Origin of the sequence: Photobacterium sp. DA100 (assembly GCF_029223585.1) — a bacterium.
Lineage (GTDB): Bacteria > Pseudomonadota > Gammaproteobacteria > Enterobacterales > Vibrionaceae > Photobacterium.
Window position 1 is genome coordinate 336,245 of the sequence record NZ_CP119423.1, and the last position, 19,653, is coordinate 355,897.

Sequence of the window (19,653 nt, forward strand, 5' to 3'; positions counted from 1 at the left end):
GGGGCCGGCTGGCAATGAATATAAGAGCAAATTAAATGACGCTGGAAACTGTAGAAAACACAATGCTGGCCCAGTCAGGGTTAGGACGTGAAGAGCTAAATCAGGTACTGGGGCTAGTGGCGGCACGCGATGTGGATTATGCCGACATCTATTTCCAGTCATGCTGGCATGAGTCTCTGGTGCTTGAAGACAGCATCATTAAGGATGGCTCTTTTAACATTGACCGTGGTGTTGGTGTCAGGGCGGTGTCTGGCGAGAAGACAGGCTTCGCTTATTCTGATCAAATCAATCAGCTTGCTTTGCAGCAATCTGCCAAGGCAGCTCGCGGTATTACCCGAAGCGGTGGTAATGGCCAGGTTAAGGCTTTTGTCCCTGTTACGGCTCAAGGGATCTATGCACCGGTTAACCCGCTGGACAGCTTCGACAAGTACCAGAAGATCGCTCTGCTAGAGGAAATCGACCGCTATATCCGCACCAAAGAGCCGCTGGTTAAAGAAGTATCGGTGAGCATCAACGGTGTCTATGAGCAGGTGCTGGTTGCCGCTCTGGACGGTACCTATGCGGCGGATATCCGCCCGCTGGTTCGCCTTTCTATCAGCGTGTTGATCGAAAAAGGTGACAAGCGTGAGCATGGCAGTGCCGGTGGTGGTGGCCGCTACGGCTACGAATATTTCCAGACCGAGGAAGGCAATGGTAAGTCGGTGGCTCTGAATTATGCCGACGAGGCAATTCGTCAGGCGCTGATCAATATCGATGCCGATGAGGCGCCGGCGGGTGCCATGCCGGTCGTGCTGGGTGCCGGCTGGCCGGGCGTATTGCTTCACGAAGCGGTAGGCCATGGCTTGGAAGGCGACTTCAACCGCAAGGGCTCGTCGATGTTCTCGGGCCAGTTGGGGCAGCAAGTGACCTCTAGCCTGTGTACCATCGTCGATGACGGTACCCTGAAAGACCGCCGAGGCTCGCTCAACATCGATGATGAAGGGACTCCGGGCCAGTACAACGTGCTGGTCGAGGGCGGCAAGCTCAAGGGCTATATGCAGGATAAGCTCAATGCGCGCTTGATGGGTGTGGCCCCAACGGGTAACGGGCGCCGTGAGTCCTACGCTCACTTGCCGATGCCGCGGATGACCAATACCTACATGCTGCCGGGTGAGCATTCGCCGGAAGAGATCATTGCCAGTGTGAAGCAAGGTGTCTATGCGCCGAACTTTGGTGGTGGCCAGGTAGATATTACTTCCGGTAAGTTTGTGTTCTCGGCATCCGAAGCTTACCTGATCGAAAACGGTAAGATCACCCGTCCAATTAAGGGGGCGACCCTGATCGGTAGTGGTATCGAGGCGATGCAGCAGGTGTCGATGGTCGGTAACGATCTGGATATCGACCGAGGTGTCGGTGTGTGCGGTAAAGCCGGCCAGAGTGTCCCGGTCGGTGTTGGCCAGCCAACCTTGAAAGTCGAGTCGATGACCGTCGGCGGCACCCAGTAAAAGAAAAGCCAGCGCAAGCTGGCTTTTTTAATCAATTCTGCCCCTTAGTCTTCCAGGTACAATTCTTTGAGGTACTGGAAAATCTCGCGGTAGGCTTTGGGTGGCTTGTTCTGGGCCTTTTCCTTGTTGGCTTGGCGTACCAGCTGGCGCAGGTGCTGGCGGTCGGCGTCTGGGTGATCAACCAAGATGGCATTAATCATGCTATCGCCATTTTCAATCAACTTATCACGCTTTTGTTCCAGCTTCTTCAGCTCGGCGGTCGCTTGGTTGTGCTTGTTGTTCAGCTTATCCAACGCAGCCTGGATCGGCTCAACTTCTACCTGACGCATTAGTTTACCGATGCGTTGCAGTTGGCGGCGGCGCGCTTCTTTGCTAAAGCGCTGGGCGTCTTTGATCGCCTCCAGCATCTCTTCATCGAGAGGTATCTTTGCAAGAGCATTGGGTTTTAGGTCAACAAGCTGCTCACCTAGCTTTTGCAGGGCTTCCATGTCGCGTTTCATCTCGGATTTACTTACCCAGATGATTTCTTCTTCGGGTTCCCATGGGGCTTTTTGATTTTTACGGCTCATAACAGGCTCATGACAATTGCATTTGAGTTTTATTTTACCAGTTTAATCGTGATTTGGGGCGCAAAATCCACCTAGGCAGTGTTATCCTAAGAGTAATACCAATTTCATTGGCTTACCTTTCAAGCTGCCAGGCAGATCTGGGGGGAAGGGCCATTTTCGAGACGATAAGTATGGACGTGAGAGAACAGGTTGCCCAGCAGCGTGTGGAATTAGAGGCCGCTGTGGCAAAGGCACTTGAAGTGGCTGGCAAGCAAGCGGATGCAGCGGAAGTTGCCATCAATAAAACTACAGGGATCAGCGTATCGACCCGGATGTGCGAAGTCGAGAACGTTGAGTTCAACAGCGACGGAGCCCTTGGGATCACTGTATACCGTGGCCAGCGAAAAGGGAGCGCGTCGACTTCCGATTTGAGCGAGCAGGCTATTGCCCAAACGGTTGCTGCGGCACTGGATATCGCCCGTTATACTTCCGAAGATCCGTTTGCCGGCCCTGGCCCAGCAGAGCTGATGGCCAAGGACATCCCTGATTTGGATCTGTTCCATCCGGATGAGCCGGAGCCGGACCACGCTGCCGAGATCGCTGCCCGTGCCGAGCAGGCGGCACTGGAGTTTGACCCTAGGATCAAGCAGAGCGATGGTGCCAGCTACGATAGTCACTACGGTATCCGCGTTTACGGCAACAGCCACGGTATGTTGGCCAGCTACGCCTCGAGTCGCCACAGCACCAGTTGCTGTGTAATCGCCGAAGGCAAGAATGGCGAGATGGAGCGGGATTACAGCTATACCACTGCCCGCCGAGTCTGTGATTTGTGGACGCCGGAAACGGTCGGCCAGCATGCGGCAGAGCGTACTGCCTGCCGGGTTGATCCGCAAAAGCTATCAACCCGCGAAGCCCCGGTGATGTTCGCAGCTGATATTGCCACCGGCATGTTCGGTCATTTGGTGATGGGGATCAGTGGCTCGAACCTGTACCGCAAGTCGTCTTTCTTGCTTGATAAGCTGGGTGAGCAAATTTTCCCTGAATGGCTCAACATCAGCGAGCGCCCCCATATCCTGCGCGGCATGGCCAGTACGCCATTCGACAGCGAAGGTTTGGCCACTAGAGACTTGGAGATCATCCAGGACGGCCGACTGCAAACTTACTTGATGACCAGCTACGCTGCCCGCAAGTTGGGCCGCCAGCCAACCGGCCATGCCGGAGGGATCCACAACTGGCTGGTTAACTCGACCGGCGAGAGCTTTGAGCAGATGCTTAAGAAGATGGACCGTGGCCTGTTGGTGACCGAGTTGATGGGACAGGGCGTCAACATCGTCACCGGGGACTATTCCCGCGGCGCGGCCGGTTTCTGGGTCGAGAACGGCCAAATCCAGTACCCGGTCAGCGAGATCACTATTGCCGGTAACCTCAAGGATATGATGCAGAACATCGTGGCTATCGGCACCGATACCGAGACCCGTAGTCAGATCCAGACCGGCTCGATGCTGCTTGATAGTATGAAGATAGCAGGTGAATAGGGCGTAACCCTATTCTCCAGATCCTAGGAAGAGCAGGCCCTAGAACCTGGGAAAAGCAAAATCCAAAGCTTTGAATAGAAGTGTATTAGTGTCTACTTTTTGAAGGACCCAGGACCCAGGACCCAGGACCCAGGACCCAGGACCCAGGACCCAGGACCCAGGACCCAAAAACAAAAAAGCGAGAGCATTGCTGCTCTCGCTTTTTTATGTGTGTCTTTTGGACTTAACCGCTACAGAAACTGTTTAGACAAGAAAGAGGGTCGCTAAGCCGAGGAAGACCGACAGGCCGACGATATCGGTGATGGTGGTCAGGGCCATCCCGCCCGCCAGTGCCGGGTCGATATCCATTTTCTTGAGCATGATTGGAATACACACCCCGGCAATACCGGCAACCAGTAGGTTGGTCAGCATGGCACCGGCGATAATGGCGCCGAGCAGCAGGTTGCCTTTCCATAGTACGACCACACCACCAATGATGGCAGCCCAGAGGATACCGTTGAGTAGGCCGACGCGGGCTTCCTTGCTTAATAGCCAACGGGTGTTGGTGTCCCCGATATGGCCCACGGCCAAACCGCGGATCACTAGGGCGACAGTTTGGTTACCGGCAACACCGCCCATCGAGGGAACGATGGTCATCAGGATGGCAATGGCCGCCATTTGCTCAAGCGTGTCTTCGAACAGGTTGGAGACCGATGCGGCCGCCAGTGCTGCCAGCACGTTGACGCCGAGCCAGATACTGCGCCGCTTGGCCGATTTGACCACCGGTGCAAAGGTGTCCTCGTCGTCATCCATACCGGCCATACTCATCATCGAGTGCTCGGCCTCTTCACGGATGATATCAACCACGTCATCGATGGTGATACGGCCGACGAGCTGGTTGTCGGCATCGACGACTGGCGCTGACAGCCAGTTGCGGCGTTCGAACAGGTTGGCCACTTCGCCGTCATCCATATCGACCGGGATTGCTTCGTCGGCATCGTCCATCACATCATGGATTTCGGTATCCGGTTGGGTGGTGATCAGGGTGGCGAGCGACAGGTGGCCGATCAGCATTTCGTTCTGATCGACTACGTACAAGGCATCAGTGGCTTCCGGCAGCTCACCCTTCATGCGCAGGTAGCGTAGCACCACATCGGCAGTCACATCACCGCGGATGGTGATGAAGTCGGTGCTCATGATCCCACCGGCGGTTTCCTCCGGATAGGCCAGTGCCTTTTCGACCCGGTGCCGGTCGGTGGCATCCATCTGGGCCAGAACTTCCTGGTACTTGCTATCTGGCAGGCTACGCAGGACGTAAGCGACATCATCGGTTTCCATGCCCTCGGTAACTGCTGCCAGTTTATCCGGTGCCATCTGGGCCACAATGCCGTCTTTGACGTCTTCCGACAGCTCGTCAAGGATCTCGCCTTGCTCTTCGGGATCGGTCAGTTGCCACAGCACCTGACGCTCTTTGGGTGGAGAGGCCTCTAGTAGGTGGGCAATATCTTCCGGCTCCATATCCTGGAGCATACGGCGGACATGGACAAACATGCCGTTTTCAAGCGCCTGGTTGACTTCTTGCAGCGTTTGATGAGTTTGATCTTGATCGATGACATCGGCCATTGTTTGCAGTACCCCAAATGACTCAGATGCGAAATACCTCAGCGTATCCGGAATATTCGTGGTGGATGACGGGATGGTATAACAGCGCAATAAATTGAATTTTAACGCAATCGCTGGGGTGTTGTCTCACCAGATGTGAGAGGAATGATGAATTATTGCGGGATTTATCTGCCCGCAGCCGTACGGGCAGGGGGAGAGCCGCTTCAGGGGTTAGTTTTCTTCGTCAAAGCCGGCTTCGATCAGGTCGCTGACCGCATTGATGGCTTGCTCAGCGTCGTCACCGTCTGCACAGACCTGCACCTGTTGGCCCTGGGCCGATTCAAGCATCAACAGGCCCATGACACTGTCAGCGGTGGCGCTTTTTTCACCGTTGCTGATGGTGATGACGGACTCGAAACTTTGTGCCAGCTCAACCAGTTTGATTGCTGCCCGGGCATGCAGGCCCAGGCGGTTTTTGATAAATAGCTCACGAGAGAACACGGTCATGATTTGCTTTCCAGCGTGCGGTGTCTCACCTGGACTTGATGCCCTTCGTAGCGGAAGTACTCGGCCAACTGCTGGGTAATGTAGACCGAGCGGTGCTGGCCGCCGGTGCAGCCAATGGCCACGGTCAGGTAGCTGCGGTTGTTCTTCTCCAGCATTGGTAGCCAGGTTTCGATGAAGTTGCGAATTTGGTAGATCAGCTGGCTGACCTCGGCATGGCCCGCGAGGTAGTCTTTGACTTCCTGATCTAAGCCGGTCAATGGCTTGAGTTCCGGAATCCAGTGTGGATTGGGTAGGAATCGGACATCAAACACATAGTCAGCATCGTTCGGCAGGCCGTGCTTGAAGCCGAATGATTCGAACACCATGATCAGCTCGCGCGAATCGCGGCCGAGTACCCGCGAGCGCACGGTTTCACTCAGGTCGTGGATCGACTTGGTGGTGGTATCTATGACCAGATCTGCCCGTGCCTTGAGGCTGGAAAGCTGGGTGCTCTCTGACAGAATCGCTTGCTCAAGGCTCATGCCATGGCGGGAGAGCGGATGCAGGCGGCGGGTTTCGCTATAGCGCTTGACCAGCGTCTTGTCGTCGGCATCAAGGTAGATCACGTTGACATCGACGTCGTCACCGAGGGTATCCAGGGTGTGGCTGATGTCCTCGGGATCTTCCGGCATGTTACGCACATCGATACTGACGGCGATGTTTTGCTGGTTTCCCTGCTGGGTCTTGATGAATTGAGGCAGTAGGTTTACCGGGAGGTTATCAACACAGTAATAGCCCAGATCCTCTAATACCCGCAGGGCAATAGATTTACCTGAGCCCGAGCGTCCGCTTACGACCATTAGCATCATGGCTGGCAGTCCTTAACATTCATAGATGGTATAGGGGTCATTATGAATCACAGGTAAGTATTTGATAAAGCTCTTCGTCACTTTTTGCGGTGCGTAGCTGCTTACAAACCTGTTTGTTGCTGAGCTTTTCAGCCATGCTTGAAAGGGTTTTGAGGTGCTCTTGGCACTGTTCATCGGGTACCAGCAGGGCAAAAAGAAGGTCGACAGGTTGGTTGTCGATGGCATCGAATTGGATAGGGTCCTGGCACTGGATCAAAACGGCAATAGCGTGGTCACTGCTGCTGATTCGACCGTGTGGGATAGCGATACCGTTACCGATCCCGGTACTGCCCATTTTTTCACGGTTGAGCATGCACTCAAACAGTGGCTGCGGATTTTGGTCAAGATGCTTGGCAGCGACTTCGCTGATGATTTCCAAGGCACGTTTCTTACTGGAGCAAGGGACTGCACTTTTCGTGCAGTCCAGGCTCAATACATTACTCAGTTGCATGATTCAGTGGCTGTTGAGCTTATCTTTGTGTTTGTTAAGTTGACGCACCAGTTTATCAGTTAATGCGTCAATAGCGGCATACATATTTTCCGAATCCGCCTTTGCGTGGATTTCTCCAGCGTTAATGTGCAAGGTTGCCTCGGCAACTTGCTGCAGTTTCTCAACGTTTAGGATGACATGGACATTATTGATTTTATCGAAAAACCGCTCTAGCTTATTGAACTTCGTCTCCACGTACTCACGCATGGATGGGGTAATTTCAACATGGTGGCCAGTGAGATTGATTTGCATAGACATCTTCCTTCTTGTTGCGTCTGTTAGAGCAGACGTTTTCTCTGATTGGACGGCGGAATACCTAGCGATTCACGGTATTTGGCAATGGTCCGTCTTGCTACCATGATCCCTTGTTCCGCCAGTAATGTCGCGATTTTGCTGTCACTCAGCGGCTTGGCCTGGTTTTCGGCGGCAACCAGCTTTTTCACCAAGGCCCGGATAGCGGTGGACGAACACTCGCCACCGTTATCGGTGCTGACGTGACTGGAGAAGAAGTATTTCAGTTCAAAAATCCCGCGCGGCGTATGCATGTATTTTTGCGTTGTCACGCGGGAGATGGTCGATTCATGCATATCGACCGCCAGGGCAATGTCGTTAAGTACCATCGGCTTCATGGCTTCCTCGCCATATTCAAAGAAGTCCTGTTGGTGCTCGACAATGCAGCGGGCGACTTTCAGTAAGGTTTCGTTGCGGCTTTCCAGGCTCTTGATCAGCCATTTGGCGTCTTGCAAATGGGTACGGATGAACTGGCTGTCAGCCGAGTTGCGGGCGTTTTTGCTTAGCGCGGCATACTGCTCATTGACCCGGATCCGCGGCACGCTGTCTGGATTGATCGTGACCACCCACTTGCCGTGATCTTTGAATACCGAGACATCAGGCACGACATATTCGGTCTCGGAAGCCATGACCCGGTTGCCAGGGCGTGGATCCAAACCGTGGATCAGTTGCATGACTTGCTTGAGCTCAGGCTCTTTGAGCTTGGTATCGCGCATCAGCTGGCGGTAGTCGCGGTTGGCCAGAAGATCGATATAATCGGTCAGCAGCATTCGGGCCTCGGCGAGCCAAGGGGTATCCGGCTGGAAGGTGGCCAGCTGCAGCAGCAGGCACTCTTGCAGGTTGCGAGAAGCCACGCCAAGTGGGTCAAATTGCTGGACTCGCTTGAGCACCGCTTCGACTTCATCGAGCTCGACTTCGTCATCCCCCAAGCTGTCAAGAATGTCTTCGGCCGAGCAGGTGAGGTAGCCTTTTTCGTCGATGGCATCAATGATGGCGGTCGCGATGGTACGGTCTGTCTCGCTAAACGGGGTCAGCTCTACCTGCCACATCAGGTAGTCTTGCAGGCTCTCGGTCGTTTCCCCCTGGTAGACCGGCATGTCGTCATCCAATGCGATACCGGTGTTGCCGGTACTGGCACTGTAGACATCGTCCCAGGTGGTATCGACAGGGAGATCTTCCGGCATTTCCTGCTGTTCAATGGCATCGGAGGTATCAAATGCTTCGGAATCAGCGACTTCGGACAGGCCATCATCATTGCTGCTATCGCCTGTTTCTGATGCCGTTGAGTTGTTGTCTTCGTCGCCACTGGTGGCTTCAGGGGTCCCTTCTTCCAGCTCGAGTAATGGGTTTGCATCCAATGCTTCCTGGATTTCCTGTTGCAAATCCAGGGTAGATAGCTGCAACAAGCGAATAGCTTGCTGTAGCTGCGGCGTCATTGCCAATTGTTGACCAAGTTTAAGCTGGAGCGAGGTTTTCATATTATTGTATGTACCTTATTTTTGTCGCTGGTTTTACTGCCTAATACCCAAAATATTGTTCGAATCCTCTGCTTCCACATCGGCTTCCATGAAGCATCTATAAATTAACTATAGACGGAACTGGTCACCCAGATAGACTCGTTTTACATGTTCATCATTGAGCACTTCTGTTGGCGTACCATGGGCAATCAGGTGCCCTTGGCTGACGATGTAGGCTTGCTCACATACATCCAGCGTTTCCCTTACATTATGATCGGTGATCAGTACGCCAAGCCCACGATCGCGCAAATGCTCAATGATTTTCTTGATATCGATCACGGATATAGGGTCAACGCCGGCAAAAGGCTCATCCAACAGGATGAATTTTGGGTTGGCGGCCAGTGCCCGAGCAATTTCTACCCGGCGCCTTTCCCCCCCTGATAGTGCCATACCTAAGCTGTTACGAATGTGCTGTATGTTGAATTCATCCAACAATTCTTCCAGTTTTTCCTGACGTTCGAGCCGAGACAGCTCCTTACGGGTCTGCAGGACGGCCATCAGGTTATCGTGGACAGATAGCTTGCGGAAAATAGACGCTTCCTGCGGCAGGTAGCCGATCCCCATGCGCGAGCGATTGTGCATCGGCTGCAGGCTGATATCGGTATCATCAATGGTGATGGTACCTTCGTCGCGGGCTACCAGGCCGACAATCATGTAGAAAGAGGTTGTCTTGCCGGCACCGTTAGGGCCCAGCAAGCCGACGATTTTGCCCGACTCAACCTGCAGGCTGACATCAGAAACCACTTTGCGGCCGTTATAGCTTTTGGCCAGGTGTTGTGCTTTTAAGATTGCCATAGCGTGGTTACTTCTTGTCGTTGTTCAGCTGGTTAGGCTGGAGGATCGTGGTGACGCGCTGCTTCTTGCCGCTCTCGGCAACCAGTTTCTGCTGGTCGATGCGGTAGCTGATCACGTTACCTTTGATTTCGCTGCCTTCCTGAACCAGGACGGCGTCCTCGGTCATCTTGAGGAACTCAGAGGCCGTCTCATAGCGCATTTTCTTGGCTGAGCCGTCGATTGGCTTGCCGTCGTCCATGACCTGGTGGAATGTCGCCGGGTTGCCATAGGCATCGATTGTCTCTCTGCCTTCCTGGCCTCCAGGGCGCGTGACGACTACTTTATCAGCCCGGATGTCGATACTGCCTTGGCGCAGGATGACGTTGCCGGTGAAGGTCACGATATTCTTCTGAATATCCAACTCCTGGTTGTCTGAGTCGATATAGATAGGCTGCTCGGTGTCATTACTCAGTGCCCAGCTGGCGGTGCTCAGGCACAGGCAGAGCAGGGTTGTTAATTTATAGCGCTTCATATCTACCTTTTACATTATTCAATAAGGTGGCGATGTTACGGTCCATGTTGCCTTTCATGCCTGTTCCCTCGTTTTGGAAGGCATCACCGGTAATAATGACATGATCCGGTGTATCGAAGTCTTTGTTGACCAAATTCAGGCGCAGGGTATCGGTCTGAATCACACGAACTGCAGACTCTGGCAACAAGTTGAATATGCGGACATTGCCGGTCATTTGCAGGATATGGTTTTTATCTAGTCGTGCTTCATTGGAGCTGATCCGCCATTCGGTTTCACTGCCGTCTTTGTATACCCACAGGACCGGTTCGACGAAGTCCGTGTTGCCGCTCTGGCTAAAATGCTCGAGGTGAGCCGCATCTATCTGATAGCTGCGCAGTCCCGACTCATTGTAGGACGTATTGACAACGGACTTACCGGTGAAGATCGGTTTCTCGGCGTCCGGCGCGATCTGAATATCGTCTGCCCAGTGCTTTTCTAGCAGGTAATAGCCTGTCCATGCACAGATGACAATCAGCAGTGCATAGAGTAGCCGTTGTAAGGTCATATACTTAAGCCTTTATGTTTATCTAATTCCCCACGGGCTTCAAGGATCAGATCACACACTTCGCGAACCGCACCGTACCCGCCCTGGATACGGGTGACAAAGTCCGCACGCTGGGCCAGCAGAGGGTGGCCGTCGGCGACACAGACGGAGAGGCCGATTTTTTCCATTACTGGCCAATCAATCAGATCATCGCCGATATAGGCGGTGTGCTCTGGCGAAATGTCTAGGTTGGCAAGGATGTCTTGGTAGGCGGCCAGCTTGTTGTCCTGCCCTTGATAGACATGCTTGATACCCAATGCGGCCATGCGGTTTTCGACAATGGCCGATTTGCGGCCAGTGATGATCGCGACGTCGATACCGGCTGCCATCAGGGATTTGATCCCGTAGCCATCCCGGGTATGGAAGGTTTTCAGCTCTTCGCCATCATTTCCCATGTAGATGCGGCCGTCGGAAAAGACGCCGTCGACATCGCAGATCAGCAGCTGGATTGTACGGGCGCGGGAAAATACGGCTTGGCTTACAGGGCCGTAGAGGGTCTCGATTTGCATTACATTACTCCCGCTTTTAGTAGGTCGTGCATGTTGAGTGCACCGACCAACATACCGTTGTCGGTGACCAGAAGCCCGCTGATTTTGCGGTCTTCCATTAATTTCAGGCCTTCGGCGGCCAGTACGTCGGCACGAATTGTCGCCGGGTTACGGGTCATCACCTCGCCAATGGCCGTGGTGTGGATATCAACATGGTTATCCAGAAGGCGGCGGAGATCACCATCGGTAAAGATACCAAGTAGTTGCTGGTCATTATCAATGATAGCCGTCATTCCCAAGCCTTTGCGAGAGACTTCCAGCAGGGCGTCTTTGATGAGCGCCTGCTCGCCGACAACCGGTAGGCGGTCGCCAGTGTGCATGATGTCGCTGATACGGAGCAGCAGCTTACGGCCCAACGCGCCGCCCGGGTGGGAGAGGGCGAAGTCATCAGCGGTAAAGCCACGGGCTTCCATCAGCGCGATGGCCAGGGCATCGCCCATTGCCAGGGTGGCGGTGGTGCTGGATGTTGGCGCCAGGTTCAGCGGACAGGCTTCCTTGTTGACGGTGATCTGCAAGTGGATCTGCGACAGTTTTGCCATGCTGGACTCTGGCTTGCCGGTCATGCTGATCAGCGGAATGCCCAAGCGTTTGATCACCGGTAGCAAGGTCAGGATTTCAGAGGCTTCGCCGGAATTGGAGATAGCAAGTACCACATCGCCCTTTTCAATCATGCCCAAGTCGCCGTGGCTGGCTTCGCCCGGATGGACGAAAAAGGCTGGGGTGCCGGTACTGGCCAAGGTCGCGGCTATCTTGTTGCCAATGTGGCCCGACTTCCCCATCCCCATGATGATGACCTTGCCGTTGCAGTCATTGATCAGCTGGCAGGCCTGGGTAAAACTGCCATTGATGAAATGGGTCAGTCCTTTTAGAGCTTCTGCTTCAATTTCAATAACTTTGCGGCCGATTTCGCAATAATCAAATGCTGTAGACATAATATTCCTCTCCGTTAGGCCGCTAGATTATAAAACAGATAACCTTGATAGGCGATAAAGGTCGCCAGCAGGATGAAGCCCTCTACGCGGTTGATTCGGCGACGTTTTCCAAGTGCCATTAGCACCAGCAAGATAGATACCCCCAACATGACGTAGTAGTCGCGGCCCATTGCCAGCGGGCTCAGGGTTGATGGGTTCAGTAGGCCAGGGATACCCATAACGGCCAGGATATTGAAGACGTTGGAGCCGATAATGTTGCCGACTGCCATGTCATCTTCGCCCTTGAACAGGCTGGCGATAGATGCCGCCAGTTCCGGCAGGCTGGTACCGATGGCGATAATCGTCAGGCCGATCACCAGATCACTCATGCCGAAGTATTTTGCGATAGTTACGGCAGAATCAACCAGCATGCTGGCAGCATAAGGCAGCAGAACCAAACCCACCAGGGTCCACATGATGGCTCTCGGATTGCTGACGCCGTCAGGGATTTCGGATTCCTGCTCTTCAACCAGCGGATCGCCGCCGGTTGCTTTGGCATTGCGGCTGATTTTTAGCATCGCGAGCAAAAAGGCCACAAACAGCACGACCAGCAGGACGCCTTCCAGGAATCCAAGGTGGCTGTCCCACAGCAGGGCGCCGGCAATCAGTGTTACCCCCATCATTAGCGGCAGCTCGCGGCGGATGATCTCCGAGCTGATAGATAGCGGTTTTAGCAGCGCGGTAATACCAAGGATCAGCGCAATATTGGCAATGTTAGAGCCCAGTACATTTCCGACCGCGGTATCTGTCTTGCCGTCCAGGGCCGCCGTTGCCGATACCATCATTTCTGGTGCAGATGAACCCATGGCAAGGATGGTCATACCGATGACCAGCGGGGTGACACCTAGATTTTTCGCAAGCGCCGCAGCGCCATAAACAAGTCGATCTGCGCTCCATACCAGTAAAGTCAGGCCGATACAGAGAAACACGATGGCTTCGAGCATTGTTGTCCCTTTTGTGTAAATGTGCTGGATTGGATCACTGCTGCATGCCAGAAAGGGGGCTGTGATCCAATTGGGGTGATAAATTTAAGAGACTAATTTTGACGGTTCGGCCATCAAAAAGAAAGCAAAAGGGGTGAGAAATTCGTTAATACCGGTGGATTTTTATGATGTTGGCGTCATGTGAAAACCGTATCGGGCATAATTGGCATGGGGAATGGACTGGCATAGCGAGGGCCGAGAAATCACAGACTTCTTACAGTTCATCTCTTGAGTTGGTTGCATAATCTACCTATCATCAAAGGCATAAAGATAACTAATTAATTCTATTCATATAATGTCGCTTGTTATGTTAACAGGCCGGCTATCGGACAGGCAGGACTGCCAGATAAGGTAACTATGGAGCAGACAGAGGCGCTGGTATCCATCCGGCATATGACCTTCTCCCGTGGTGAGCGAAAAATCTTTGATGATGTTTCGTTGGATGTGCCTAAGGGCAAAGTGACGGCCATAATGGGGCCGTCGGGGATCGGTAAGACCACCTTGCTCCGGCTGATTGGCGGGCAGATCGTGCCAGATAGTGGGGATATTTGGTTTGACAGCTGGAATATCCCGACACTGGGGCGCAGTGAGCTGTATCGGGCCCGTAAGAAAATGAGCATGCTGTTCCAGTCGGGGGCACTGTTCACGGACATGACGGTGTTCGACAACGTGGCTTTTCCGTTGCGCGAGCATACCCAGTTGCCAGAAGATCTATTGCATACCCTGGTGCTGCTCAAACTCGAGGCAGTGGGATTGCGCGGTGCGGCCCAATTGATGCCGAGTGAACTGTCTGGCGGTATGGCCCGCCGGGCGGCTCTGGCCAGGGCAATTGCACTGGACCCGGATCTTCTCTTGTATGACGAGCCCTTTGTCGGCCAGGATCCGATCACCATGGGGGTGTTGGTCAAGCTGATCCGTGATCTCAACCAGGCGCTGGGCGCGACCTCGGTGATCGTTTCCCATGATGTACCCGAGGTGATGGGGATCGCGGATCATGTCTATATTCTCTCTGGTGGCCAGATTATCGGGCAGGGCACACCGCAGCAACTGCTGGATAACCCCGATCCCCGTATCCGCCAGTTTATTGATGGCCAGGCGGATGGGCCGGTGCCGTTTCGTTATCCTGCCCAGCCGATGGTGCAGGACTTGTTTACCGGTGGTGGGAAGGAGCGCTGAGCATGGTGACTGATTTTATTGCCCGTCAGGGGCGGCGGGCGCTGGATATCTGCCAGACCATAGGCCGGGCCAGCATGGTGCTGTATGGCGCGCTGGTGAGCCGGCCGCAACCCGGCAAGATGTTCCCGCTGCTGATGCGTCAACTCTACAATGTTGGCGTGCTGTCGGTTGCTATCATTCTGGTCTCGGGGTTGTTCATCGGCATGGTGCTTAGCTTGCAGGGCTATATTGTGCTAGTCGATTTCGGTGCCGAAACCAGTTTAGGCCAGATGGTGGCCTTGTCCCTGCTGCGGGAGCTGGGGCCGGTGGTCACCGCCTTGTTGTTTGCCGGCCGGGCTGGTTCGGCGCTGACTGCCGAAATTGGCCTGATGAAAACCACCGAGCAACTGTCGAGCATGGAGATGATGGCTGTCGATCCCCTGCGCCAGGTGATTGCGCCGCGCTTCTGGGCCGGGGTGATCTCGATGCCGCTGCTGGCGATGTTGTTCTGTGCTGTTGGTATTTGGGGCGGTGAGCTGGTGGGTGTGGACTGGAAAGGTATTGACCATGGTAGCTTCTGGTCAGTGATGCAGTCGTCGGTCGAGCTCGGTTATGACATCGGCAACAGCATTATCAAGTCGGTGGTGTTTGCCATCACCGTTACGTGGATTGCGGTCTTCAATGGATACGATGCGGTGCCGACCTCGGAAGGGATCAGCCGGGCAACGACACGTACCGTAGTGAATTCGTCATTGGCAGTACTGGGGCTGGATTTCGTCCTCACCGCCTTGATGTTTGGCAACTGATACAGCCGCAACGCGGTAATACAACAGGAATAAACTGATGCAGCAAACGAAAAAACTAGAATTGTGGGTAGGCAGCTTCGTATTGGCTGGTTTTGCTGCCCTGCTGGTCTTGATCTTTAAGGTTGCCGATGTCCAGAATTTGGGTGGCGCGGAGACATACACCCTCAAGGCGCATTTTGACAATATCGGCGGCTTGAAAGTCCGTTCGCCGATCAAGGTCGGTGGAGTCACGGTTGGAAAAATAACCAATATTAATCTGGATACCGAGACCTATGTCCCGGTGGTCACTCTGTCTATCGAGAAGAAATACGGTTACTTCCCAGAGACCAGCTCGGCGGCCATTCTGACCTCAGGACTGCTGGGTGAGCAGTACCTCGGGATCTCTCCGGGGTTTATCGATGAGGATATCGAGATGCTCGGTGATGGTGACTTGATCGAAGAGACCCGGTCCGCACTGGTACTGGAAGATATGATTGGCCAGGTGCTGTACAGCATCGGCGGCGACAGTAATTAAGAGAGCACGATTATGAAATGGTTTCGTTATGTAATGATGATGGTTGTCTGCCTGCCGCTGATGGCGCAGGCCGCTGTGGTCGACAAGACCAATCCCTATACCATGATGGATCAGGTTTCACAGAAGACTTTTGCCCGGCTGAAGTCGGAGCAGGGCGTGATCCAGCAGAACCCTGAACATTTGCGCCGGGTGGTGCAGCAGGAGCTGCTGCCCTACATCAACACCCGCTATGCCGCTTACAAGGTGCTGGGGCCCCACCTGAAAAGCACGACGCCGCAGCAGCGCAATGACTTTGTGGCGGCGTTCACGGACTACTTGGTTGCTTCCTATGCCCAGGTACTGACCCAGTACACGGATCAGGATATTGAAATCGAGCCGCCAAAGCCGATTCCGGCCGATCGCAGTGTGATTTCTGTCCGGGTGGACATTGTCGATACCAAGCGACCGCCTATCCGCCTGGACTTCACATTGCGCAAGAACAAGAAAACCGGCGAGTGGCAGGGCTTCGATATGGTGGCCGAAGGGGTCAGTATGATCTCCACCAAGCAAAGCGAGTGGAATGGTCAGCTGCGCAGCCAGGGGGTTGATGCCGTGACGCAGGATCTGAAACGATTAGCGGCCAAGCCGATCCGTCGTGAGTCAGAAAACAATGACTAAGCAAAAGATTGAGTGGCAAGCTCAGGAAAATGGGCTTTACTGCTTGTCAGGGGCATTGGAACGTGACACAGTTCCAGCTTTTTGGCAGCAACGCCATGAATGGATGCCGAAGGATAGCAAAGTGCAGCTGGATCTGTCTGCGGTCGGGCGGATCGACTCTGCCGGTATGGTGATGTTGCTGCACATATACCAACAGCTGAGCCAAAATGGGGCTGAGCTGAAAATATTGAATGTGCCAGAGCAGCTTGTCACGCTGCTACGTCTGAGTCACGTTGAATCAATGTTAGCGGCTTGCATCGAGTGAGTCGCGAAAGAGGATAGCTTGTGGAAATCTCTGAAATTAAGAATATTCTGGAAAATGCCTTGGAACTTGACGAAGTGATTGTCAAGGGCGACGGCAGTCACTACGAAGTGATCGCTGTTGGTGCCATGTTCGAGGGTATGAACCGTGTTAAGAAGCAGCAGGCTATTTACGGTCCGCTGATGGGGCAGATCGCAGCGAATGAAATTCATGCGCTGAGCATCAAAACATACACGCCTGAAGAGTGGGCACGTGACAAAAAATTGATGTCCCTGTCTTAAGAGGTTAATGATGCAGAAGTTTCGAATCCAGGGCGGTGGCCCACTGAGTGGCGAAGTCTCCATTTCTGGTGCTAAGAATGCAGCATTGCCAATTTTGTTCGCAGCTCTATTGGCCGAAGAGCCGGTAGAAGTGGCGAATGTACCAAAGCTACGCGATATCGATACCACGATGGAGCTGCTGAGCCGACTGGGTGCCAAGGTATCCCGCAACGGTTCGGTCCATGTTGATGCCGGTCCGGTCAATGAGTTCTGCGCGCCGTATGACTTGGTGAAAACCATGCGCGCCTCGATCTGGGCGCTGGGTCCGCTGGTGGCGCGTTTTGGTCAGGGGCAAGTGTCTCTGCCGGGCGGCTGTGCAATTGGTGCTCGCCCTGTGGATTTGCATATCCACGGCCTTGAGCAGCTCGGCGCAGAAATCACGCTGGAAGAAGGTTACGTTAAAGCGACGGTTGACGGTCGCCTTAAAGGTGCCCACATCGTGATGGACAAGGTCAGTGTTGGTGCAACTGTGACCATTATGTCGGCGGCAACACTGGCGGAAGGTACTACCGTGATCGAGAATGCGGCCCGTGAGCCGGAAATTGTCGATACCGCGGACTTCCTCAATACGCTGGGCGCGAAGATTACCGGTGCCGGTACCGATACTATCACCATCGAGGGTGTTGAGCGTCTTGGGGGCGGCTACCACGAAGTCGTAGCAGATCGTATCGAAACCGGTACGTTCCTGGTTGCCGCAGCGGTATCTGGCGGTAAGATCATGTGCCGTCACACCCGCCCTTCTTTGCTTGAAGCAGCGCTGGCCAAGTTGGAAGAAGCGGGTGCCAAGATTGAAACCGGCGAAGACTGGATCAGCCTGGATATGACCGACCGAGAGTTGAAGGCGGTCAATATTCGTACGGCTCCGCACCCGGGCTTCCCGACAGACATGCAGGCCCAGTTCTCGTTGCTCAACCTGGTTGCCAAGGGCACAGGTATCATCACCGAGACGATCTTCGAAAACCGCTTCATGCACATTCCTGAGCTGATCCGTATGGGGGCTCATGCTGAAATCGAAGGCAATACTGTGATCTGTGGTGACACCGACGGCCTGAGCGGTGCCCAGGTGATGGCAACCGACCTACGTGCGTCTGCCAGTCTGGTGATTGCCGGCAGCATTGCTAAAGGCGAAACCATCGTTGACCGTATTTACCATATTGACCGTGGCTACGAGCACATCGAAGACAAGTTCAGCGCCCTAGGTATGAAGATCGAGCGTTTTAGCGAGTAAGATAATGGTTCTGTGGGGTTAAAGCGGCCCTATGGTTCCATGGAATCTGTTGACTCCATAGATAAGAAAATCCTCGACATGATGTTGGGGATTTTTTTATGTTTTAAAAATGGAAGATTGACCAACAGTCAGGGAAATTTGAAAGTCATTGAAGTTATGACGCCTTCAGGCTAGCTTGTACAGCACCACAGCACCACAGCACCACAGCACCACAGCACCACAGCACCACAGCACCATAGCACCACAGCACTATTAAATATTAATACCCATTCGGCTCATCGCCGATCTTGACGGTTAAATCGGTTGGCTGGCCGTTGCGCAGTACCTTCATGCTGACTTCGGTGCCCGGGCGGAGCTCGGTAACGATATCCAGCACGTTGCGGCGGTCTGTCACCCGCTTGCCATCAATTTCGATCAGGATATCTTGCACCTTGAAGCCGGCTTTGGCCGCTGGGCCGTTGGGATCCATTCCCATCACTATGATCCCGCTGATTTGCTCGGCATCATAGAGCCTCGCCATAACCGGATTGATATCACGCGCCTCGATACCGATATAGCCTCGGATCACCCTGCCGTCAGCAATCAGCTTGTTCATGATTTTCTGGGTCAGCTCGTAGGGAATGGCAAAGGAGATACCGTAAGTTTCAATATCGGTTGCCTGCTGGAAAGAGGCGGTATTGATCCCGACCAGCTCGCCGCGGGTATTGACCAGTGCCCCCCCGGAGTTCCCCTCGTTGATGGCGGCATCGGTTTGCAGGAAGTCCTGGCGGCCATAGAAACTCATGCCCGAGCGGCCGGTCGCAGAGATGATGCCATAGGTCGTGGTCTGGCCGAGGTTGTAGGGGTTGCCGATGGCCAATACCACATCACCAACCGCAGGGCGATATTCGGTGCTGGTTGGGATCACCGGCAGGTTCTCGGCCTGGATTTTTAGCACCGCCAAGTCGGTACGCTGATCTTTACCGATCAGCTGGGCGGTGAGGATACGGCCGTCTTGCAGGGCGACAATGACTTGATCTGCTTCTGCAACGACGTGGTAATTGGTAACGATATAGCCTTTGTCGCTCATGATCACACCGGAGCCTAGACCCTGGGTGCTGAGTTGTAGGCGGTCGTCGGCATTGTAGCGGCGGTTATAGATATTCACCACCGCAGGAGAGGCCCGGCGAACCGCGTAATTAAAGGAGACTTGCGGCTGGTTGAGTTCTATTGGGGCCAATACCTGGGGCGTATTGAGCATCTGGGTGCGGAGATCAGGGAAGATCAGCAGCAGGGCAATGGCCGTAACGAAACCAAGCAAAATGGATCTAGCCAAAAAAGCCAGCATGTTCGCTCCCTTGATTGAATAAACTACTGATAAGAGTCGAAGAGGTTACCATTACCTTAGACAAGATACCAAGTATTGGCGGTCTATTTTAGTCAATAATGAACAGCAAGCGAA

Annotated in this window: 23 protein-coding genes; 9 read left to right on the plus strand and 14 right to left on the minus strand. The window is 53.9% G+C overall.

The annotated features are described in order from the left end of the window. Positions 1-35 precede the first annotated feature (35 nt). Positions 36-1,484, plus strand: coding sequence for a metalloprotease TldD (gene tldD, locus PTW35_RS01675; protein ID WP_281026302.1), 1,449 nt, complete (start codon positions 36-38; stop codon positions 1,482-1,484). A gap of 44 nt (positions 1,485-1,528) precedes the next feature. Here the strand turns inward: tldD and yjgA are convergent, their stop codons facing one another. Continuing rightward, complete coding sequence (yjgA, locus tag PTW35_RS01680) at positions 1,529-2,053, minus strand: ribosome biogenesis factor YjgA (protein WP_281026303.1); 525 nt, start codon at positions 2,051-2,053, stop codon at positions 1,529-1,531. A gap of 170 nt (positions 2,054-2,223) precedes the next feature. Here yjgA and pmbA point away from each other — a divergent pair, with 170 nt between their 5' ends. Further along, positions 2,224-3,567: a metalloprotease PmbA gene (gene pmbA / locus PTW35_RS01685; RefSeq protein WP_281026304.1), complete on the plus strand. Its 1,344-nt coding sequence runs from the start codon at positions 2,224-2,226 to the stop codon at positions 3,565-3,567. A 243-nt stretch (positions 3,568-3,810) separates the two neighbouring features. On the opposite strand, the gene mgtE is transcribed toward pmbA, so the two are convergent. The 12 genes from mgtE to PTW35_RS01745 all read right to left on the minus strand — a co-directional run bounded on the left by mgtE (position 3,811) and on the right by PTW35_RS01745 (position 13,192). Then, a complete protein-coding gene (mgtE, locus tag PTW35_RS01690; RefSeq protein WP_281026305.1) occupies positions 3,811-5,169 on the minus strand; it encodes a magnesium transporter in 1,359 nt (452 codons plus the stop codon). Positions 5,170-5,379: 210 nt separating this feature from the next. Beyond that, positions 5,380-5,655, minus strand: coding sequence for an HPr family phosphocarrier protein (locus PTW35_RS01695; protein WP_281026306.1), 276 nt, complete (start codon positions 5,653-5,655; stop codon positions 5,380-5,382). Beyond that, a complete protein-coding gene (gene rapZ / locus PTW35_RS01700) occupies positions 5,652-6,503 on the minus strand; it encodes an RNase adapter RapZ (protein ID WP_281026307.1) in 852 nt (283 codons plus the stop codon). Before rapZ ends, PTW35_RS01695 begins: the two co-directional genes overlap by 4 nt. A gap of 40 nt (positions 6,504-6,543) precedes the next feature. After that, complete coding sequence (ptsN, locus tag PTW35_RS01705; protein ID WP_039464687.1) at positions 6,544-6,993, minus strand: PTS IIA-like nitrogen regulatory protein PtsN; 450 nt, start codon at positions 6,991-6,993, stop codon at positions 6,544-6,546. Positions 6,994-6,996: 3 nt separating this feature from the next. Beyond that, positions 6,997-7,284 (minus strand): ribosome hibernation promoting factor, encoded by a 288-nt coding sequence (hpf, locus tag PTW35_RS01710; RefSeq protein ID WP_039464684.1) that lies wholly within the window; start codon positions 7,282-7,284, stop codon positions 6,997-6,999. Between the two features lie 26 nt (positions 7,285-7,310). Continuing rightward, complete coding sequence (locus PTW35_RS01715) at positions 7,311-8,801, minus strand: RNA polymerase factor sigma-54 (protein WP_281026308.1); 1,491 nt, start codon at positions 8,799-8,801, stop codon at positions 7,311-7,313. A gap of 108 nt (positions 8,802-8,909) precedes the next feature. Next, positions 8,910-9,635: an LPS export ABC transporter ATP-binding protein gene (lptB, locus tag PTW35_RS01720; protein ID WP_039464678.1), complete on the minus strand. Its 726-nt coding sequence runs from the start codon at positions 9,633-9,635 to the stop codon at positions 8,910-8,912. Positions 9,636-9,642: 7 nt separating this feature from the next. Further along, positions 9,643-10,146, minus strand: a complete 504-nt coding sequence (gene lptA, locus PTW35_RS01725; protein ID WP_281026309.1) for a lipopolysaccharide transport periplasmic protein LptA — start codon at positions 10,144-10,146, stop codon at positions 9,643-9,645. Continuing rightward, a complete protein-coding gene (lptC, locus tag PTW35_RS01730) occupies positions 10,133-10,690 on the minus strand; it encodes an LPS export ABC transporter periplasmic protein LptC (protein WP_281026310.1) in 558 nt (185 codons plus the stop codon). Before lptC ends, lptA begins: the two co-directional genes overlap by 14 nt. Then, positions 10,687-11,238, minus strand: a complete 552-nt coding sequence (kdsC, locus tag PTW35_RS01735) for a 3-deoxy-manno-octulosonate-8-phosphatase KdsC (RefSeq protein WP_281026311.1) — start codon at positions 11,236-11,238, stop codon at positions 10,687-10,689. The genes lptC and kdsC overlap by 4 nt, the downstream gene beginning before the upstream one ends. After that, positions 11,238-12,209: a KpsF/GutQ family sugar-phosphate isomerase gene (locus PTW35_RS01740; protein ID WP_281026312.1), complete on the minus strand. Its 972-nt coding sequence runs from the start codon at positions 12,207-12,209 to the stop codon at positions 11,238-11,240. Before PTW35_RS01740 ends, kdsC begins: the two co-directional genes overlap by 1 nt. Positions 12,210-12,223: 14 nt before the next feature. Further along, positions 12,224-13,192 (minus strand): calcium/sodium antiporter, encoded by a 969-nt coding sequence (locus tag PTW35_RS01745; RefSeq protein ID WP_281026313.1) that lies wholly within the window; start codon positions 13,190-13,192, stop codon positions 12,224-12,226. 396 nt (positions 13,193-13,588) lie between these two features. On the opposite strand from PTW35_RS01745, the gene mlaF reads away from it, so the two are divergent. Genes mlaF through murA form a run of 7 tightly spaced genes read left to right on the plus strand, consistent with a single transcriptional unit; the run spans position 13,589 to position 18,212 of the window. After that, on the plus strand, positions 13,589-14,407 hold the full coding sequence (gene mlaF, locus PTW35_RS01750; RefSeq protein WP_281026314.1) for a phospholipid ABC transporter ATP-binding protein MlaF: 819 nt from the start codon (positions 13,589-13,591) through the stop codon (positions 14,405-14,407). Positions 14,408-14,409: 2 nt separating this feature from the next. Beyond that, positions 14,410-15,192, plus strand: a complete 783-nt coding sequence (gene mlaE / locus PTW35_RS01755) for a lipid asymmetry maintenance ABC transporter permease subunit MlaE (protein ID WP_281026315.1) — start codon at positions 14,410-14,412, stop codon at positions 15,190-15,192. A gap of 37 nt (positions 15,193-15,229) precedes the next feature. Then, a complete protein-coding gene (mlaD, locus tag PTW35_RS01760; RefSeq protein ID WP_044622426.1) occupies positions 15,230-15,706 on the plus strand; it encodes an outer membrane lipid asymmetry maintenance protein MlaD in 477 nt (158 codons plus the stop codon). Between the two features lie 12 nt (positions 15,707-15,718). Beyond that, a complete protein-coding gene (gene mlaC / locus PTW35_RS01765) occupies positions 15,719-16,363 on the plus strand; it encodes a phospholipid-binding protein MlaC (RefSeq protein ID WP_044622427.1) in 645 nt (214 codons plus the stop codon). After that, positions 16,356-16,667, plus strand: coding sequence for an STAS domain-containing protein (locus tag PTW35_RS01770; protein ID WP_044622428.1), 312 nt, complete (start codon positions 16,356-16,358; stop codon positions 16,665-16,667). The genes mlaC and PTW35_RS01770 overlap by 8 nt, the downstream gene beginning before the upstream one ends. Before the next feature lie 20 nt (positions 16,668-16,687). Further along, a complete protein-coding gene (gene ibaG / locus PTW35_RS01775) occupies positions 16,688-16,945 on the plus strand; it encodes a BolA family iron metabolism protein IbaG (protein ID WP_039464654.1) in 258 nt (85 codons plus the stop codon). A gap of 10 nt (positions 16,946-16,955) precedes the next feature. Then, on the plus strand, positions 16,956-18,212 hold the full coding sequence (gene murA, locus PTW35_RS01780) for a UDP-N-acetylglucosamine 1-carboxyvinyltransferase (RefSeq protein WP_281027414.1): 1,257 nt from the start codon (positions 16,956-16,958) through the stop codon (positions 18,210-18,212). Between the two features lie 259 nt (positions 18,213-18,471). Here the strand turns inward: murA and degS are convergent, their stop codons facing one another. Beyond that, the gene (gene degS / locus PTW35_RS01785; RefSeq protein WP_281026316.1) at positions 18,472-19,539 is read right to left on the minus strand and encodes an outer membrane-stress sensor serine endopeptidase DegS; all 1,068 of its coding nucleotides are present in this window, start codon (positions 19,537-19,539) and stop codon (positions 18,472-18,474) included. Between the last annotated feature and the right edge of the window lie 114 nt (positions 19,540-19,653).

Excerpts from the sequence above, each read along its gene's own strand:
- mlaD (WP_044622426.1), top strand. The coding sequence starts at position 15,230 with ATGCAGCAAACGAAAAAACTAGAATTGTGGGTAGGCAGCTTCGTATTG.
- ptsN (WP_039464687.1), bottom strand. The coding sequence starts at position 6,993 with ATGCAACTGAGTAATGTATTGAGCCTGGACTGCACGAAAAGTGCAGTC.
- lptA (WP_281026309.1), bottom strand. The coding sequence starts at position 10,146 with ATGAAGCGCTATAAATTAACAACCCTGCTCTGCCTGTGCCTGAGCACC.
- PTW35_RS01715 (WP_281026308.1), bottom strand. The coding sequence starts at position 8,801 with ATGAAAACCTCGCTCCAGCTTAAACTTGGTCAACAATTGGCAATGACG.
- lptB (WP_039464678.1), bottom strand. The coding sequence starts at position 9,635 with ATGGCAATCTTAAAAGCACAACACCTGGCCAAAAGCTATAACGGCCGC.
- lptC (WP_281026310.1), bottom strand. The coding sequence starts at position 10,690 with ATGACCTTACAACGGCTACTCTATGCACTGCTGATTGTCATCTGTGCA.
- mlaF (WP_281026314.1), top strand. The coding sequence starts at position 13,589 with ATGGAGCAGACAGAGGCGCTGGTATCCATCCGGCATATGACCTTCTCC.
- murA (WP_281027414.1), top strand. The coding sequence starts at position 16,956 with ATGCAGAAGTTTCGAATCCAGGGCGGTGGCCCACTGAGTGGCGAAGTC.
- pmbA (WP_281026304.1), top strand. The coding sequence starts at position 2,224 with ATGGACGTGAGAGAACAGGTTGCCCAGCAGCGTGTGGAATTAGAGGCC.
- yjgA (WP_281026303.1), bottom strand. The coding sequence starts at position 2,053 with ATGAGCCGTAAAAATCAAAAAGCCCCATGGGAACCCGAAGAAGAAATC.
- PTW35_RS01745 (WP_281026313.1), bottom strand. The coding sequence starts at position 13,192 with ATGCTCGAAGCCATCGTGTTTCTCTGTATCGGCCTGACTTTACTGGTA.
- hpf (WP_039464684.1), bottom strand. The coding sequence starts at position 7,284 with ATGCAAATCAATCTCACTGGCCACCATGTTGAAATTACCCCATCCATG.
- PTW35_RS01740 (WP_281026312.1), bottom strand. The coding sequence starts at position 12,209 with ATGTCTACAGCATTTGATTATTGCGAAATCGGCCGCAAAGTTATTGAA.
- mlaC (WP_044622427.1), top strand. The coding sequence starts at position 15,719 with ATGAAATGGTTTCGTTATGTAATGATGATGGTTGTCTGCCTGCCGCTG.
- PTW35_RS01695 (WP_281026306.1), bottom strand. The coding sequence starts at position 5,655 with ATGACCGTGTTCTCTCGTGAGCTATTTATCAAAAACCGCCTGGGCCTG.
- mlaE (WP_281026315.1), top strand. The coding sequence starts at position 14,410 with ATGGTGACTGATTTTATTGCCCGTCAGGGGCGGCGGGCGCTGGATATC.
- degS (WP_281026316.1), bottom strand. The coding sequence starts at position 19,539 with ATGCTGGCTTTTTTGGCTAGATCCATTTTGCTTGGTTTCGTTACGGCC.
- rapZ (WP_281026307.1), bottom strand. The coding sequence starts at position 6,503 with ATGATGCTAATGGTCGTAAGCGGACGCTCGGGCTCAGGTAAATCTATT.
- PTW35_RS01770 (WP_044622428.1), top strand. The coding sequence starts at position 16,356 with ATGACTAAGCAAAAGATTGAGTGGCAAGCTCAGGAAAATGGGCTTTAC.
- mgtE (WP_281026305.1), bottom strand. The coding sequence starts at position 5,169 with ATGGCCGATGTCATCGATCAAGATCAAACTCATCAAACGCTGCAAGAA.
- tldD (WP_281026302.1), top strand. The coding sequence starts at position 36 with ATGACGCTGGAAACTGTAGAAAACACAATGCTGGCCCAGTCAGGGTTA.
- kdsC (WP_281026311.1), bottom strand. The coding sequence starts at position 11,238 with ATGCAAATCGAGACCCTCTACGGCCCTGTAAGCCAAGCCGTATTTTCC.